This is a genomic window from Bradyrhizobium sp. SSBR45G, assembly GCF_030159255.1.
GTDB lineage: Bacteria > Pseudomonadota > Alphaproteobacteria > Rhizobiales > Xanthobacteraceae > Bradyrhizobium.
The window spans coordinates 150,865-167,347 of the sequence record NZ_BSCT01000008.1; the positions used below are offsets into that span (position 1 = coordinate 150,865).

Here is a 16,483-nt window from a genome sequence, read left to right on the forward strand (position 1 = left end):
GGCGATCGGAAACCGTCGGCCCAGGTCATCCTTTCCGTCCGGACGCGCGTTCTTTGCTGATGCCTCTGCTCGTCAAAATCTGCGGCCTGACCACGCCCGAGACCCTCGGTGCCGCGCTCGACGCGGGTGCCGAGATGGTCGGCTTCGTGTTCTTTCCGCCGTCACCGCGCCACGTCGGGCTCACGGCGGCCAGAGAGCTCGGGCAGCAGGCCAAAGGGCGCGCGCTCAAGGTCGCGCTGACCGTCGATGCCGATGACGCGACCTTCGAGAACATCGTCGAGACCCTGCGCCCGGATCTCCTGCAGCTGCATGGCCGCGAGATCGTCGCGCGCATCCGCGATCTCAAGCAGCGTTTCGGCCTGCCGGTCATGAAGGCGATTCCGGTCGCGACCGCGGCCGATCTCGCGCCATTGGCCGGCTATGCCGATGTCTGCGACCGCATCCTGTTCGATGCGCGGGCGCCGAAGGATGCGACGCGTCCCGGTGGCCTCGGCGCGACGTTCGACTGGCATGTCCTCGATGCGCTCAAGCTGGATCGCCCGTTCATGGTCTCCGGAGGCTTGAGTGCCGATAACGTCGCCGAGGCGGTGCGGATCACACGCGCCGGCGGCGTCGACGTCTCCTCTGGCGTCGAGCGGGCGCCGGGCGTGAAGGATTGCGACATGATCCGGAATTTCATCCGTGCGGCGCGTGCCGCTGAAGAGTTGAGCGTTCAATGACGACAGCACGTCCAAATTCCTACCGCAGCGGTCCTGACGAGCGCGGCCATTTCGGCATCTTCGGTGGTCGCTTCGTGGCCGAAACGCTGATGCCGCTGATCCTGGATCTGGAAAAGGCCTATGCCGACGCCAAGGCCGATCCGGCATTCCATGCGGAGATGAACAGCTATCGGACGCATTACGTCGGCCGCCCGTCGCCGCTGTACTTCGCCGAGCGCCTCACCCAGCATCTCGGCGGCGCCAAGATCTATTTCAAGCGTGACGAGCTCAATCACACCGGCTCGCACAAGGTCAACAACGTGCTCGGCCAGATCATGCTGGCGCGGCGCATGGGCAAGCAGCGCATCATCGCCGAGACCGGCGCCGGCCAGCATGGCGTGGCCACCGCGACGCTGTGCGCCCGCTTCGGGCTGGATTGCGTCGTCTACATGGGCGCGGTCGACGTCGAGCGGCAGCAGCCGAACGTGCTCCGCATGGAGATGCTGGGCGCCAAGGTGGTGCCGGTGCAGTCCGGCGCCAAGACCTTGAAGGACGCCATGAACGAGGCGTTGCGTGACTGGGTCACCAATGTCCATGACACGTTCTACTGCATCGGCACGGTCGCCGGCCCGCATCCCTATCCGATGATGGTGCGCGACTTCCAGTCGGTGATCGGCGACGAGACCCGGGTGCAGATGCAGGAGGCCGAAGGCCGGCTGCCGGACTCGCTGGTCGCCTGCATCGGCGGCGGCTCCAATGCGATGGGCCTGTTCCATCCGTTCCTCGACGATCCCTCGGTGGAGATCTTCGGCGTCGAGGCTGCGGGCCACGGCCTGACCCAGCTGCATGCCGCGTCGATCGCGGGCGGCCGTCCCGGCGTGCTGCATGGCAATCGCACCTATCTCCTGATGGACGAGGACGGTCAGATCGCCGAGGCGCATTCGATCTCGGCCGGGCTCGACTATCCCGGCATCGGGCCTGAGCATTCCTGGCTGTTCGAGGCCAAGCGGGTGAACTATCTCTCGGCGACCGACGACGAGGCGCTGGCGGCATTCCAGCTGCTGTCGCGGCTGGAAGGCATCATCCCGGCGCTCGAGCCGGCGCATGCCATCGCCAAGGTGATGGAGCTCGCGCCGAAGAAGCCGAAAGACCACCTGATGGTCGTCAATCTGTGCGGCCGCGGCGACAAGGACGTGCCGCAGGTCGGCGAAATCCTGCGTAAGAGGGCGAAAGCGTCGTGACCAGCCGAATGGATGCGCGCTTCGCGCAGTTGAAGACCGAAGGCCACTCGGCGTTCGTCACCTTCGTGATGTCAGGCGATCCCGACCCGGAGACCTCGCTGGCGATCGTCAAGGCGCTGCCGCAAGCGGGCGCCGACATCATCGAGATCGGCATGCCGTTCACCGATCCGATGGCCGACGGTCCGTCGATCCAGGCGGCGGGCCTGCGCGCCCTCAAGGCCGGCATGACCCTGAAGAAGACGCTGCAGCTGGTGCGCAGCTTCCGCGAGAGCGATGCCGCGACGCCGGTCGTGCTGATGGGTTACTACAACCCGATCTACATCTACGGCGTCGACAAGTTTCTCGATGACGCGAAGAGCGCTGGCGTCGACGGCCTGATCATCGTCGACCTGCCGCCGGAGGAAGACAGCGAGCTGTGCCTTCCGGCGCTGAAGGCCGGGCTGAACTTCATCCGGCTGGCGACCCCGACGACCGATGACAAGCGGCTGCCGGCCGTGCTCGCGAACACCTCGGGCTTCGTCTACTACGTCTCGATCACCGGCATCACCGGCGCGGCTGCCGCGGATTCCTCCGCAGTGGGCGCCGCGGTCGCGCGGATCAAGCGCCACACGGCATTGCCCGTCTGCGTCGGCTTCGGCATCCGGACACCGGAGACCGCCCGCGCCATTGCCGCCCATGCCGATGGCGCCGTGGTCGGCACCGCCCTGGTTGATGCGTTGCGCGCCAGCCTCGATTCCGAGGGGCGGGCGACCTCCAAGACCGTCAGCGCGGTGGCTGATCTGGCCGCGGCCCTGGCGCGGGGCGTGCGCGGGGCGCAACAGGCGGCGGAATAGATCGTCAACCAATCCCCGAGGAGTGTCGCGGCCGGCTTGCCGTGACGCTGCCGTCCCGCCATATATCCCGGCGACCGCAACACGGAGCTTCTCATGAACTGGCTTACCAATGTGGTCCGGCCGAAGATCCGCAACATCCTGCGCCGCGAGACGCCGGAGAACCTCTGGATCAAGTGCCCGGATTCCGGACAGCTCGTGTTCTACAAGGACGTCGAGGCCAACCAGTTCGTCATCCCCGGCTCCAACTACCACATGCGCATGGGCGCGGTGGCGCGGCTGAAGTCGATGTTCGACAACGAGACCTGGTTTGACGTCGCGCTGCCCGAGGTCACGCCCGACCCCCTGAAATTCCGTGACGAGCGCCGCTACGCCGACCGCATCAAGGATGCGCGGGCGCGGACCGGGATGAACGATGCCGTCAAGGTCGGCTTCGGCAAGCTCGAAGGCATGGGCGTCGTGATCGCCGTGCAGGATTTCGATTTCATGGGCGGCTCGCTCGGCATGGCCGCGGGCGAAGCGATCGTGCGGGGTCTGGAGCTCGCCCTCGAGAAGAAGTCTCCCTTCATCGTGTTCGCGGCCTCCGGCGGCGCCCGCATGCAGGAAGGCATCCTGTCGCTGATGCAGATGCCGCGCACCACGGTTGCGGTGCAGATGCTGCGCGAAGCGAAGCTGCCCTACATCGTCGTGCAGACCAACCCGACCACCGGCGGCGTCACCGCGTCCTATGCGATGCTCGGCGACGTCCACATTGCGGAGCCCGGCGCGCTGATCGGCTTCGCCGGCGCGCGCGTCATCGAGCAGACCATCCGCGAGAAGCTGCCGGAAGGCTTCCAGCGCGCTGAGTATCTGCTCGACCATGGCATGGTCGACATGGTCGTGCATCGTCATGATCTGCGCCCGACTTTGGCGCGGCTTTGCCGGCTGCTGACCAAATCGCCGGCTGTCGAACATGCGAAGCCCGCGCCACAGCTGCCGCCGCCAGCCAAGTCCGTCGAGGCGGCGGATGCGCCCGCGGTCGCTCCGACCGCGTGAACGACAGCGCTGCCCAGATACGGCCTTCGCTCGATGAGCTGATCGCGCGGCTGTCTGCGCTGCATCCGAGCAAGATCTCGCTCGGGCTGGAGCGCATGCACCGGCTGCTGGCGCAGCTCGATCATCCCGAGCGCAAGCTGCCGCCGGTGATCCATGTCGCCGGCACCAACGGCAAGGGCTCCACTGTCGCCTATCTGCGCGCGATGCTCGAAGCGGCGGGCTTGCGCGTCCACGTCTTCACCTCGCCCTGGCTGGTGCGCATCAACGAGAGCTACCGCCTCGGCCAGGTCGGCGGCGGCGTGCTCGTCGACGATGACGAATTGATCGACGCGCTGCTGGAGTGCGAGCGGGTCAATGCCGGCGCGCCGATCACCTTCTTCGAGGTCAAGACGGTTGCGGCGTTCGTCTTGTTCGCCAGGCGTCCTGCCGATGTGGTTCTGCTCGAGGTCGGCCTCGGCGGCCGGCTCGATTCCACCAACGTGCTCGACCAGGTCGCCGCCTCCGTGCTGACGCCGATCAGCATGGACCACATGGAGTTCCTCGGCGACACGCGTGCGCTGATCGCGGCCGAGAAGGCCGCCATCATCAAGCGCGGCTGCCCCGTGATCTCGGCGGCGCAAGAGCCTGATGCGCTTGCCGTGATCGAGCGCGAGGCCAGGCGCCAACGCGCGCCGCTGTTCGCGGCCGGCGAGAGCTGGCACGTCAATGTCGAGCGCAATCGTCTGGTGTATCAGGACGATCGTGGTCTGCTCGACCTCCCGGCGCCAAAGCTGTTCGGGCGGCATCAGTTCGACAATGCCGGACTTGCGATCGCGACACTGCGCGCGATCGATCAGTTCAGGCTGACCACCAAGGCGTTCGAGGACGGCATCGTCGGCGCCGAATGGCCGGCGCGCATGCAGCGGCTGTCGAGCGGTGCGCTCACCGCGATTGCTCCGCAGGGCGCGGAGATCTGGCTCGACGGCGGTCACAATGCCGAAGGCGGCCGCGTCGTGGCGGCGGCGATCGGCGATCTCGAAGAACGCGTGTCGCGGCAGCTCGTCGTGATCGTCGGCATGATGGGCAACAAGGATGCGGCCGCGTTCCTCGCCAATTTTGCGGGGCTGACGCGCCATATCATCGTTGTGCCGATTCCGAACGAGAGCAAGGCGATGGCGCCGGCCGACCTCGCCGCCGCCGCGCGCATGCTCGGCATGCGCGTCGAGATCGCCGATGGCGTGGCCTCGGCGCTGGCCGGCATCGCCCAGCTTGCCTATGAGGTGCCGCCGCGTATCCTGATTACGGGGTCGCTCTATCTCGCCGGGCACGTGCTCGACCTCAACGGCACGCCGCCGACCTGAGGGGAATGACCCATGCGCTTCGCCGCCATCGCCGACGTTCACGGCAACCATCTCGCGCTCGAAGCCGTGCTGGCTGACATCCATGCGCAAGCCGTGACCGAGATCGTCAATCTCGGCGACATGGCGAGCGGTCCGCTCGACGCGCGGCGCACCATGGACAGGCTGATGGCGCTCGACGCCGTGCATGTGCGCGGCAACCACGACCGCTGGCTGATCGACCGGCCGCGCGAGAAGATGGGCGCGTGGGAGCGTCCGGCCATCGCCCAGCTCGAATCCGGTCATCTCGATTGGCTGCGCACGATTCCCGCGACGGCCGTGTATCGCGACCAGGTCTTTCTCTGTCATGCGACGCCTGATGACGACAACGTCTACTGGCTGGAGAGTGTGGCGCCGGATGGGGCTGTCACCTGCGCGCCGCTTGATGAGATCGAGAGGATCGCCGCAGGCATTTCGCAATCGCTGATTCTTTGCGGCCATACTCACACGGCCCGCGCGGTGCGCCTGCGCGACGCGCGCCTCATCGTGAACCCGGGCAGCGTCGGCAGCCCCGGTTTCTCCTACAACGTGCCGCATCCGCATGTGATCGAAGCCGGCACGCCCGACGCCCGCTATGCGATCCTCGAGCTGACGTCGGCCGGCTGGAGCGTCAGCTTCCGCCATGTGCCCTACGACCATCAAGCCATGGCTGCGCTCGCGCGCACCAACGGCGATGCGGAGTTCGCATCGGCGCTGGCGACCGGCTGGGTCCGCTGACATCACGCGAGCAGCTTCATCGGATCGGCGACCTTCTGCCTGAGCTGATCGAAGGTGCACTGCCTCGGCGATTTGTCGGGACGCCAGCGCAGGATCGCTGTCCCGTGCCGGAAGCGCTCGCCGGAGAAGTGGTCATAACAGACCTCGATCACCAGCTTCGGCTTCAGCGGACACCATTCCGCCGAGCGCTCGGTCGACCAGCGGCTCGGCCCGCCCGGCGCATTGCCGGTGAAGCCGGGTGACGAGATCAGCGGTTCGAGCCTGTCGGTCAAGGCGGGCTTTTCATCCTTCTTGAGCGCCGAGGTGAAACCGACGTGATGCAGCAGGCCGGCGTCGTCATAGAGGCCGAGCAGCAGTGAGCCGACCAGCTTCCGTCCGTTCGCGCCCTTGTTGGTGGCGTAGCGGAAGCCGCCGATCACGCAGTCGGCCGAGCGATGGCGCTTGATCTTCTGCATCCCCTCGCGGTTGCCGGCCTGATAGGGCAGGTCGGTGCGCTTGGCGATCACGCCGTCCGAGCCGCCGCCGGACTGCGCCAGCCAGTTTTGCGCGGTCGCAAAGCGCGTTGTTGCGGGCGACAGCCGGAAGGTCGGATGATCAGTGAAGGTCGCCTTGGCAAAGGCCTCCAGCATGGGGCGCCGCTGATGCAGCGGCTGCGTCATCAGCGCCTTGTCCTTTGCCGTCGCCAGCAGGTCGAAGGCGAGGAACAGCGCGGGCGTCCCGGCGGAGAGCTTCTTGACCCGGCTCGCTGCGGGATGAATCCGCTGCAGCAGTGCATCGAACGAGAAGCTCTTGCCCTGCGGCACTACCAGCTCGCCGTCGAGCGTGAAGCTGTTTGCCTTCAGCTCACGCGCAGCGGTGACCACCTCGGGGAAGTAGCGCGTCAGATCCTCCCCGGCCTTCGATTGCATCGTCACAGCAGCGCCATCGCGCGCCAGCAGGCAGCGGAAGCCGTCCCATTTCGGCTCGTACTGCCATTTCCCGCCGCGCGGGATCGCATCCACGGAGCGCGCCTCCATGGCCGAAAGACCGGGCTTGCGGGAGGAGGCGCGGCTGATGCGGGAGGGCATGGCAAAATCCGGAAAACGCGACAAACACCCCCTCTCAACGCGAACGGCCGGCGATGGCGCCGGCCGTTCGACAAAAATGCTAGTCTTTCGCGCCGTCAGACCGCGGACGAAATCCACTGCTGCAGCTTCGCCTTCGGCGCGGCGCCGACCTGGCGGGAGGCCATCTCGCCGCCCTTGAACACCATCAGGGTCGGGATCGACATCACGCCGTACTTGGAGGCCGTCTTCGGGCTCTCGTCGACGTTCAGCTTCACGATCTTGACCTTGTCGCCCAGCGCGCTTGAGATCTCGTCGAGGGCAGGCGCGATCATGCGGCACGGGCCGCACCACTCGGCCCAGAAGTCGACCACGACCGGACCGTCTGCCTTGAGCACTTCGCTTTCGAAATCGGCGTCGGAAACCTTGCCAACGGCCATGGGATTACCTCGTTCGGTTGGAGGGAGCGGCGCTGATGTCGCGCCGCCTCTGCGTGGGTGTCAAAGTAGGAATGGCGTGATGCCGGGTCAAGCGCGCTCACTCAGTCGGGACCGGATGGCAGCATGGCGTCCAGCGCGGAGGGTAAAAGCTCCATGAATTCAGGTGCTTCGGTCCACAGCAGGGCGGCCCGCACGGCTCTCCCGGGATACAATTGGCCGAGCACGGCGCGGTAAAGCGCGAGCTGGCGGACATAGGCCGGCGGCACGTCGGCGATTTCAGAGGGCGGCTGCTGGTTGGTCTTGAAGTCGACGATCAGCACCTCGGCCTCGGTCACGACGAGCCGGTCGATCTGGCCGGACACCAGCGCGCGGGGCTGTCCGGGCAGCGCCAGGCGGCCGACGATCGAGACCTCGGCGCGGCTGCCGGGCGCGAACACGGCGGCAAAGCGGGAGTCCCCGATGACGGTCAACACGCGCTCGGCCAGTTCCGCCCGCTCGTCCTCCGGCCAGTCGGCGGCATTGCGCACCAGATAGCGCAGCGCCGCGTCGCGCCGCCGCTCCGGCATCACGTCGGGCAGCGATTGCAGCAGGCGGTGGACCAAGGTGCCGCGCTGCATCGCGAGGCTGCGCGCGGCCAACGATTCGCCCGTGCGCACCGGCCGTTCGTCGCCGGACGGATCGGACGGCCGGAGCACGGCGACCTCGCCGGGCGCCTCCACGGCCGCCGTGCGCAGCCAGGCCGGCAGTTCAACGGCGGTCCCGGCCGGCCGTCGCGCCTCGTCCCTGGCCGTCTCCGCGATGTCCTCGGGCCTCGCGTAACGCTTCACCGGCCCGTCCTCGGTCTCGATCACCTCGACCTGCAAGCCCGCCGCATCGAGCCCGCGGGCCATCAGGTCGTACCAGCTGCCGCCGCGGACGTTGGTCATGTTGCCCGGCATGCAGCCGCCGATCACCAGCCGGTCGGCGGCCCTTGTCATCGCCACATAGAGCAGCCGGCGATATTCGTCCTCGGTCTCCTTCAGCATCGCCACGCGCGCCGCGGCGACGGGGTGCGGATCGTCGGCCTTGCGGCCGGCCCAGACCACGACCTCGTGCTCGCCATGCGGCACGTGAATCAGCCGCAGCCGCTGCGAATCCGCCGGCGACGAGGTCGTATCGACCAGGAACACCACGGAGGCCTCGAGACCCTTGGCGCCATGGACGGTCATCACCCGAACCTCGTCGCGCGAGATCTCCATGTCGCGCTTGACCTCGGTGTCGGCGGCGCGCAGCCACGCGATGAAGCCCTGCAAGGAGGCTGGCGCCTTGCGCTCGTAGGACAAGGCGAGCTCCAGGAATTCGTCGAGCGCGTCATTGGCCTCGTGGCCGAGACGCGCCAGGATGCGGCGCCGGCCGCCGTCGCCGCCGAGCAGCCAGGCATAGAACGCGAACGGCGTATCCTCGGCGGCGCGACGCTCGCATTGCTGCAGCCGGCGCAGCACCGCCTGCAGCCGCTCGTCATCGGCGGCATGCGCGGCGAGCGCCTCGCGCAATGACCCGCGGCGCTGCCAGGCGAGCCTGAACAGATCATCGTCATTCAGTCCGAACAGCGGGCTCTTCAGCGCGGTGGCCAGCGCCAGATCGTCCTGTGGCAGCAGCAGCGCATCGGCGAGGTTCATCAGGTCGATGATGGCGATGTGCTCGGTCAGCTTGAGCCGGTCGGCGCCCGCGACGGGAATGCCGGCATGCTTGAGCGCCTGGATCACGGCGTCGAACGCGTTGCCGCGCCGGCGCACCAGGATCAGCATGTCGCCATAGCTGAGCCGCCGCCGCGCGCCGTCATGGCCGGTCATCGTGCCCGTCGAGATGAGCCGCTTGATCTCGGCCTGGATGCGCCTGGACAGCTTGACCTCGGGGCTGGTCACCGAGACGCCGTCGAACGGCGCGCGCCAGCCCTCGATCTCCTTGCGGTCGTCGCGCTCGCACAGGCTCCACAGCTCGACCAGGCTCGGCCCGGCGTCGGTGAGCGAGTTGTGCATGGGGTAGCCGATGTCAGGCGAATGGATGCTGCTGTAGACCTCGCGCTCGCGGAACACGTGGTCGACGGCATGCAGCACGGTGGCGCCGGAGCGGAACGAGTAGGTGAAGGACACCGGATCGAACAGCAGGCCGGCGTCGGTGAAGCGCTTCTGCAGCTGCCGCCTGCGCGCATCGAACTCGTGCGGGTCGGCGCCCTGGAACGAGAAGATCGACTGCTTCTCGTCGCCGACCGCGAAGATCGTACGCGTCAGCCCGTCGCGCGCGCCGGCGCCGGCCGTGAATTCCTCGATGATATGGGCGACGATGTCCCACTGCCTGGGGCTGGTGTCCTGGGCCTCGTCGATCAGCACGTGATCGACGCCGCGGTCGAGCTTGTAGTGCACCCAGCCGGCGGAGACGCGGTTGAGCATGACAAGCGTCTTGTCGATCAGGTCGTCATAGTCGAGCAGGCCGCGCTCCTGCTTCTCTCGGCGATAGTTGGCGGCGGCCGCGGTCGCGATCTGCAGCAGCGCCTCGGTGCGGTCGCGCACCACAGCGGCGCGGCGCTTTTCGATCAGGCGGTCGAGCCGGCGTGCTTCCGACTCGAACAGGCCGGCGAGGCCAGGATTGGCGTCGGCGAATTTCTTGGTGAGCAGCGTCTTGCGCGGCTCCTTGTCCTCGGTGAGGAAGACGCGAAGATATTCGTCGACCTGATCGGCGCCCGAAAACGCCAGCGCGGCGCGCAGCTGCTCCGCCTGCTTCTGGTCGGTCTTGGCGCCGCCGTCGAGCCGGGCCGCGATATCGGTCCAATCAGCATGCGGCAGATTGGGGCCATCGACGATCTCGCGCTCGATCGCCTCCAAGGTCTCATCGGCGCCGATGCCGAGCACCTGCCCGAGTTGTTGCGCCGCGACCTCGACGCGCCCGGCGCCATCGGTCCAGGCCATGAAGTGATCGCGGCTGAGACAGGCGTCGCGCACGACCTCCTTGAAGGTCGAATCCGCCGCATTGGCCATCGCCACCTGCAGGGCGCGGCCGACCGCGCTGTCCGGCGCGCGCGCCGCGTCGAGCAACACCTTGAGATTGGCACGCTCCATCATCTCGGTCTGGTCGCGCTCGTCGAGCACCGCGAACCGCGCCGGCACGTTGGCCTCGAACGGAAACTGCTGCAGCAACCGCGTGCACAGCGCGTGGATGGTCTGCACCTTCAGCCCGCCCGGCGTCTCCAGCGCGCTGGCGAACAGCTTTCGCGCCGACGCGCGCAGCTTCTTGTCCGGCGTGGGAATGCCGGTGGATTTGATCGCGTTGTCGAGCGCGTCGTCGTCGAGCGTCACCCAATGGCCGAGCGTCGAGAACACGCGCTCGGCCATGTTGGCGGCGGCGGCCTTGGTGAAGGTGATGCACAGGATCTTCTCCGGCGGCACGCCGTCGAGCAGCAGCCGGATCACGCGCTGCACCAGCACATGCGTCTTGCCCGAGCCGGCATTGGCCGACACGAAGGCGGACGCCGCCGGATTGGAGGCGCGCGTCTGCGCGTCGCTGACGGCCTGCGGAATGGGGCGGGGCGCCTTCACCATTCCTCGACTCCCAATCCGCCGGCCGCCGACCATTCCTTGATGCGGGCGAGATCGTCGTAGCTGCCGTAGCGGTTCGACCACATCGACAGGTTCAGCGAGGTGTAGCCCTGGTTGGGGTCCTCGAAGCTGCGGATCAGCTCTTCCAGCTTGGCGCGCGCCTCCTGCGCGGCCTGGTCCGGATGTTGCGGCGGGTCGCTCTTGTTGATCTTCAGTTCGAGGATGCGCTCCTCGCCCGGCGGATTGTTGCCGGACAGCCTGACATAGACGAGCTGGCTGATCAGGCTGCCGGCCGGGATGCCCTCGAAGCCGCCCTCGCGCAGGATCGCGGCCTCTAACGTGAGCTGCGGCGACAGGCCCATGCGGACCTGCTTGGCGGTGGGCGGCTGACCGGTCTTGTAGTCGAGGATGGCGTAGGTGCCCTCGGCGCGGCGCTCGATGCGGTCGGCGCGCGCGGACAGCATGAAGGTGCGGTCCTTGTCGAGCGGGATGCCGATCTCGCCGCGGATCTCCGCGGCGATGGCGCCGATCTGCTCGCGCCGCGCGCTCTCCCACGCCGCGAACCAGCCGGCGATGCGCTGGAAACGCGGCCACCACAGCGCGCGCGCCTCGGGGCGCTCCATCAGCGGCCCGAAATGCTTCTCGCCGATCACGCGCAGCGCATGCGCCGGATGCAGCGGCAGCGCATCGGCATAAACTTGTGTGAACTCGCCGATCGCCTCGTGGATCGCCGAGCCGCGATCGGCCGCCGACAGCGGCATGTCGACGGGATCGAGCGGATCGAGCCGCAGGATGTAGCGCGCGAAGATGGTGTAGGGATCGCGCAGCCAGTCTTCGATCGCGGTGACCGACATCCGCAGCGGTCGCGCCGAGAGCGGCGGTTTCGGCGCCGGCTGCTCGATCGGCTTCACGGATGCGGGCTGGTCGAGCACCTCGGCATAACGGACATAGGCGTCGCCGCGCGCGGTCGCAGCCTTCCAGCGCTCGGCGCCGGCCACGGCTTCGAGCCGGTGCAGGAAGCGCGACGCCACGGCCGGCGCACCGCCGGACTTGGCGGCGTGGGTGAGGATCACTTCGGGCGCGCCGAGCAACTGCGCGAAGTCGTGCGCCGACAGGCCGATGCGGCGCTCCGGCAGGTCGAGTCCGAGCTGATGGCGCATCGGGCGGCTCAGCCAGGGATCGATGCGCGACGCCGGTGGCCACACGCCCTCGATCAACCCGCCGATGATCATGCGGTCGGTCTGCATCAGGCGCGCTTCGAGCGGACCGTAGATCTGTAATTGCGCGCCGTGGCGCTCGGGGCGGCGCACCGCGCGGTCGGAGAAGGCGGTGTAGAACAGGTCGGGATAGTCCGACAGCGGCGCCATCAGGCCGCAGCGCTCGCCCGAGCCCAGCAGATCGTCGAAGCAGCGCGACAGCGCCGTGCCGTCGCGGTCGGCGAACCCCGTGCTGAGACCGACATCGTCGGTCGATAGCGCGATCAGCACCTCGCGGTGCCGCGCGGCCAGCTCGGCGAAATCCTGCGGCCGCGGCGAGGCGAGGTTTTCCAGCGGCGCCAGCGCGGTCTGCAATTGCGCGATCAGCGCGCCGGCGCGATCGAGCTGCTCGTTGCTCAGCCGCGCGCGCGGCTCGGCCCGGTGCAGCGATGAGGCTTCGCCCTGATGCAGCTTGGTGTGCTCGTCGCGGAAGCGCGCGAAGTCGCGCGCCAGCCCGCTTGTGCCGGCTTGCGGCCGCGTGCCCCGGAGCATGGCGAGCTCCAGCGTCTCGATCGCATTCTTCCAGCCGCCGGCAGCGCGGCCGAGGCGGCACAGCGGGTGCTTGAGCAGCGCCAGCAATGTCGGCGGCTCCAGCCCGCGGGCCGCGGCTTCGGCGGCGAGGCGCGCGAAGATGCCGGCTTGCGTCTCCAGCAGCGCGTCGCCACCGGAATCGTCGAAGGTCAGGTGCCAGCGCGTCAGCGCCGCCATCACCCGCCGCGCGAGCGCGCGGTCCGGCGTCACCAGCGCCGCCGATTTGCCGAGATGGCGCGCTTCGCGCATCGCAATCGCGATGGCCAGCGCCTCCATCTCCGGATTGGGCGCGGCGAGCACGGCGAGATTGTCCATCGCTTCGGCAATGTTGGCGGCGATGTCGAACTGGCGCAGGCGCTCGTGCCAGACGGCGGTGGCTTCCGACGGCCGCATCGCCTCTGAGATCAGCACCTCGCGGCCACCGCGGCCGGGCGGCACGAGCCGGACCACGTCGCGCCGCTCGAGGCCGAAGCGCTTGAGCAGCAGATGCATCGCATATTGCGGATGGTTGACCGCAGGCGGCGTGAGCACCCGTCCGCCGCGATCCTTGGCGCCGCCGATCGAGCTCCAGGCGGACTCGTCGAGATCGGTGTCGAGCCCCGGCAGCACCACGGCGCCGTGCGGCAGCTTCGCCACCGCCAGCAGGAATTTTGCGGTCGCCGGCATCGAGCCGGTCGAGCCCGCGGCGATCACGGGACCTTCGGGATGCGCCGACAGCCGCGCGGCTTCGGCGGCAATCAGCAGATCGCGCCGCGCCGCCGGCTCGATGCGCTCGATCTCCTGCAGATAGGCCGGCCACGCGGTGCGCGCGATGCGCAGGAACTCGAGCGAATACTGCCAGTATTTGTCGAGCTGGTCCGGCACCAGCGCGTCGAGCGCGTCCCACGACACGCCGCGGGTCACCATGTCGTCGATCAGCCGCGCGAGGTCGCCGGCCAGTGCGAGCGTCGAGGCGGGACCGCCGATCACCAGCGGCGCCGATACCGGCGTCTTGGCCCAGGCCGCCACCAGCCGCGCCAGGGTGAGCCTCCGTTGCAGATCGTCGAGCCGCTCCGGAATCTCCAGCGGCGCGGGCCCGAGGAACGCGTCGCGGTCTTCCGCGAAGGCCAGTTCGTCCTCGTCGATGTCGCCGAGCGCGACGAGGCGCGGCAGCACCGCCGCGTCGGTCTTCAGCTCGTCCAGGAACATTTCGCGCGCGACACGGAGCGAGCGCCGCGTCGGCAGATATAGCGTCGCAGTCGCGAGCCTGGCCGGATCGCTGCGCGCCTCGAAGCCGTCGACCAGCCGGCCGTCCACCAGCGCCGCGATCACGCTGCGCAGGAACGGGGCCGGGATCGGAACGGTGAAGACGCGCATGGCCTGCGATTCGCGGGTTGCTCAGGGCGTCTATATAGGGAGCGATCGGGCGCAGGTCATATCCGGGGTGTGGATGGGTGTTGATAGGGGCAGCCGCGCGTACGGCTGCCCGGAGCGTGCTCGCGGGTGGAGCCAGCTCTTCGTGGCGTCGATGGGCAGTTCCGGATGACGCTTGCACGTCGGACGACATGAGGTGATCACGCGATTTCCGCATCATCAGTGTCGTCCCGGGCCAGCCTTCGGCAGCGCGCCAGCGCTGTCGGAAGCGCCGACCCGGGATCCATAGCCACCGGCCGTCGTGTGTTGCGCGATCGTCATGACCAGTCTTCGTCACGCATCCGCCTGTGGCCATGGGTCCCGGCTCTGCGCCATGGCCTCGCTGCGCGATGCCATGGCTTGGCCGGGACAACACCGAGGGGTGAGGAGGCGGCTGCGCGCCATATGCCGTCTGTGGGCAGGCGACCCTCAGTGCCTCATGCGTTCTCATTCCCGCGACGCCGTCGCGCCCGAGTGATGCAAATCGTTCGCCCTCGTCGGAAGCAAGGGCGCAGGGAAGGCCGGGCCTCGGCTGAGGCCCGTGGCCCCCGTGCGGAAAAGAGTGCACGGGGCAGGAACCACAGGTTCAGCCGGAACGACCCGGCCCTCCCTGCGCGATGGGTTGACGGCTTATACGTCCTCTCCTCGGTGTGCCGGCTTGTAGCCACCGTCGCCGCGCGGTTCATCCGCCGCACGGCTTGGCATCAGCGTCGGGATGCCGGGACCTTACGATTTCGCCGTCCTGCCCGAACCGTTCGTCGGCGCGCTATGAGCACGCTGCGGTCCTGACAGGCCATCGCATCCCACACTCCACGTTCGTGACGATCGCGAAACGCCCCTCGCAGCGAGGCGGGATGGCATGAGAGAACATGAATTTCTGAAAAGGCGCAATAGGAATTTGCGCGCGACGCATGCAACGTGAGCGAACGGATTGAACGTCCGCACAAAATCAGTTTTTCGGCGCAGCGGATTTCGAGCGGTTCCGCTACGTTGGTTCAGAGATGCGAGCGCAAATCGCGCAGCGGCAGCAGGTGAGTCGCCCGACGGGCAGTCCTCTATGCCGCGCTCTCCATCAGTGCCTCTTCCGCCTCGCTCACGGCGTCCGGCGTGCCGACATGCATCCAGACGCCTTCGAGGCGGAGGCCGAACAGGCGGTCCTGCTCGCCTGCCTTGTCGAACATCTTCGTCAGCGAGAACTCGCCCTTCGGGGCGCCGTCGAAGATCGCGGGCGAGATGATCGCAGCGCCGGCATAGACGAACGGGACGACCTGGTGCTCCCTGCGCTTGCGCAAGGTGCCGTCGGCGAGCATGGCGTAGTCGCCGAGGCCGGAGTAGCCGATCGAGGTCGCGGTCGGGGCCATCAGCAGCATGATGTCCATGCGCTCCGGATCGAACGCGTCGGCGAGCCGTGACAGGTTCTGGCGCACGCCTTCGATCCACATCGTGTCGGAATTGACGTGGAAGAACGGCTCGTGGCCGAGCAGCGGCAGCGCCTTGACGACGCCGCCGCCGGTGCCGAGCACCTCGTCGCGCTCGTCGGAGATGATCACGCGGGGAGTGGAGCGTGTGGCCGTGTGTTCGATGATCTGGTCCGGCAGATAGTGCACGTTGACGACGGCCTCGGCGACGCCGGCGTCGGCCAGGCGGTCGAGCACGTGGTCGAGCAGGGGACGTCCGGCGACGCGCACCAGCGGCTTCGGCATCGTCTCGGTCAGAGGGCGCATGCGCAATCCGAGACCGGCGGCGAGGACCATGGCTTTGTGCGGCTTGACGGGCATTTTCGGACAATCTCGATCAGAAGTGGCGCGAGCGAATCATAGCACGTGAAAAAGTGCAACGTCTCGATCGGCTGCGATAGCCCGGCCCGATGACGAATATGCGACGGCGGCGGCGCTGTCGCGACGCAAGATGCCGCAGGGGGGCCAGCGTGCGCTTGCGCCGGTCAGGCCTCGGCGGGGGCGCGCTTGTTGTTCTTTCTCTTACCGGTCTTCAGGAAGGTCACGCCGATCTGGTCGCCATTGACCCAGGCGAGCTCGCAACGCCGATAGGCGAGACCGGTCGACGACAGCAGCAGGAAGAATTCCTTCAGATGCAGTCCCTCGACCGAGCCATCGATCGTCAGCTTGGCACCGGTCTCCGACACGTCCTCGATGGTGCAGTTGCGCCGCCAGGTGCCGTCGATGCCCATCATGAAAGCCGGGATGCCGCGCTCGAAGACGACGCGCTCGCCCTTCATCCGCTCTGCCATCACAACCTCCGCTCACGCATGCGGACGCGCAGGGGCGCCGCGAGGGGCAAGGTAAAGGGGGATGGCTAAGAACCGGTAAAGCTACGGGGGAAGAGCAATGGTGT

At 67.9% G+C, this 16,483-nt stretch carries 12 protein-coding genes; 6 read left to right on the top strand and 6 right to left on the bottom strand.

The genetic code is table 11. The features are described 5' to 3' along the window. Positions 1-59 precede the first annotated feature (59 nt). The 6 genes from QQL87_RS13160 to QQL87_RS13185 all read left to right on the top strand — a co-directional run bounded on the left by QQL87_RS13160 (position 60) and on the right by QQL87_RS13185 (position 5,897). Positions 60-719 carry a phosphoribosylanthranilate isomerase gene (locus tag QQL87_RS13160; protein WP_284418575.1) on the top strand — a complete coding sequence of 220 codons (660 nt, stop codon included), beginning with the start codon at positions 60-62 and terminating at the stop codon, positions 717-719. After that, entirely contained in the window at positions 716-1,939 is a 1,224-nt protein-coding gene (gene trpB / locus QQL87_RS13165; protein WP_284418576.1) for a tryptophan synthase subunit beta, read from the top strand. Before QQL87_RS13160 ends, trpB begins: the two co-directional genes overlap by 4 nt. After that, positions 1,936-2,772, top strand: a complete 837-nt coding sequence (gene trpA / locus QQL87_RS13170) for a tryptophan synthase subunit alpha (RefSeq protein ID WP_284418577.1) — start codon at positions 1,936-1,938, stop codon at positions 2,770-2,772. The genes trpB and trpA overlap by 4 nt, the downstream gene beginning before the upstream one ends. A gap of 93 nt (positions 2,773-2,865) precedes the next feature. Then, entirely contained in the window at positions 2,866-3,804 is a 939-nt protein-coding gene (gene accD, locus QQL87_RS13175; RefSeq protein ID WP_284418578.1) for an acetyl-CoA carboxylase, carboxyltransferase subunit beta, read from the top strand. Beyond that, positions 3,801-5,144 (top strand): bifunctional folylpolyglutamate synthase/dihydrofolate synthase, encoded by a 1,344-nt coding sequence (locus tag QQL87_RS13180; protein ID WP_284418579.1) that lies wholly within the window; start codon positions 3,801-3,803, stop codon positions 5,142-5,144. Before accD ends, QQL87_RS13180 begins: the two co-directional genes overlap by 4 nt. 12 nt (positions 5,145-5,156) lie before the next feature. Beyond that, positions 5,157-5,897 carry a metallophosphoesterase family protein gene (locus QQL87_RS13185; RefSeq protein WP_284418580.1) on the top strand — a complete coding sequence of 247 codons (741 nt, stop codon included), beginning with the start codon at positions 5,157-5,159 and terminating at the stop codon, positions 5,895-5,897. A 2-nt stretch (positions 5,898-5,899) separates the two neighbouring features. On the opposite strand, the gene QQL87_RS13190 is transcribed toward QQL87_RS13185, so the two are convergent. From QQL87_RS13190 to QQL87_RS13215, 6 genes are all read right to left on the bottom strand, one after another. Next, positions 5,900-6,964, bottom strand: a complete 1,065-nt coding sequence (locus tag QQL87_RS13190; RefSeq protein WP_284418581.1) for an ATP-dependent DNA ligase — start codon at positions 6,962-6,964, stop codon at positions 5,900-5,902. A gap of 95 nt (positions 6,965-7,059) precedes the next feature. Further along, a complete protein-coding gene (gene trxA / locus QQL87_RS13195; RefSeq protein WP_284418582.1) occupies positions 7,060-7,380 on the bottom strand; it encodes a thioredoxin in 321 nt (106 codons plus the stop codon). Positions 7,381-7,481: 101 nt separating this feature from the next. After that, a complete protein-coding gene (gene addA, locus QQL87_RS13200) occupies positions 7,482-10,955 on the bottom strand; it encodes a double-strand break repair helicase AddA (RefSeq protein WP_284418583.1) in 3,474 nt (1,157 codons plus the stop codon). Continuing rightward, the gene (gene addB, locus QQL87_RS13205) at positions 10,949-14,095 is read right to left on the bottom strand and encodes a double-strand break repair protein AddB (protein WP_284418584.1); all 3,147 of its coding nucleotides are present in this window, start codon (positions 14,093-14,095) and stop codon (positions 10,949-10,951) included. Before addB ends, addA begins: the two co-directional genes overlap by 7 nt. 1,091 nt (positions 14,096-15,186) lie before the next feature. Continuing rightward, positions 15,187-15,909 (bottom strand): nucleotidyltransferase family protein, encoded by a 723-nt coding sequence (locus QQL87_RS13210; RefSeq protein ID WP_284418585.1) that lies wholly within the window; start codon positions 15,907-15,909, stop codon positions 15,187-15,189. Positions 15,910-16,073: 164 nt separating this feature from the next. Continuing rightward, positions 16,074-16,379 carry a PilZ domain-containing protein gene (locus QQL87_RS13215; protein WP_284418586.1) on the bottom strand — a complete coding sequence of 102 codons (306 nt, stop codon included), beginning with the start codon at positions 16,377-16,379 and terminating at the stop codon, positions 16,074-16,076. Positions 16,380-16,483: the final 104 nt, after the last annotated feature.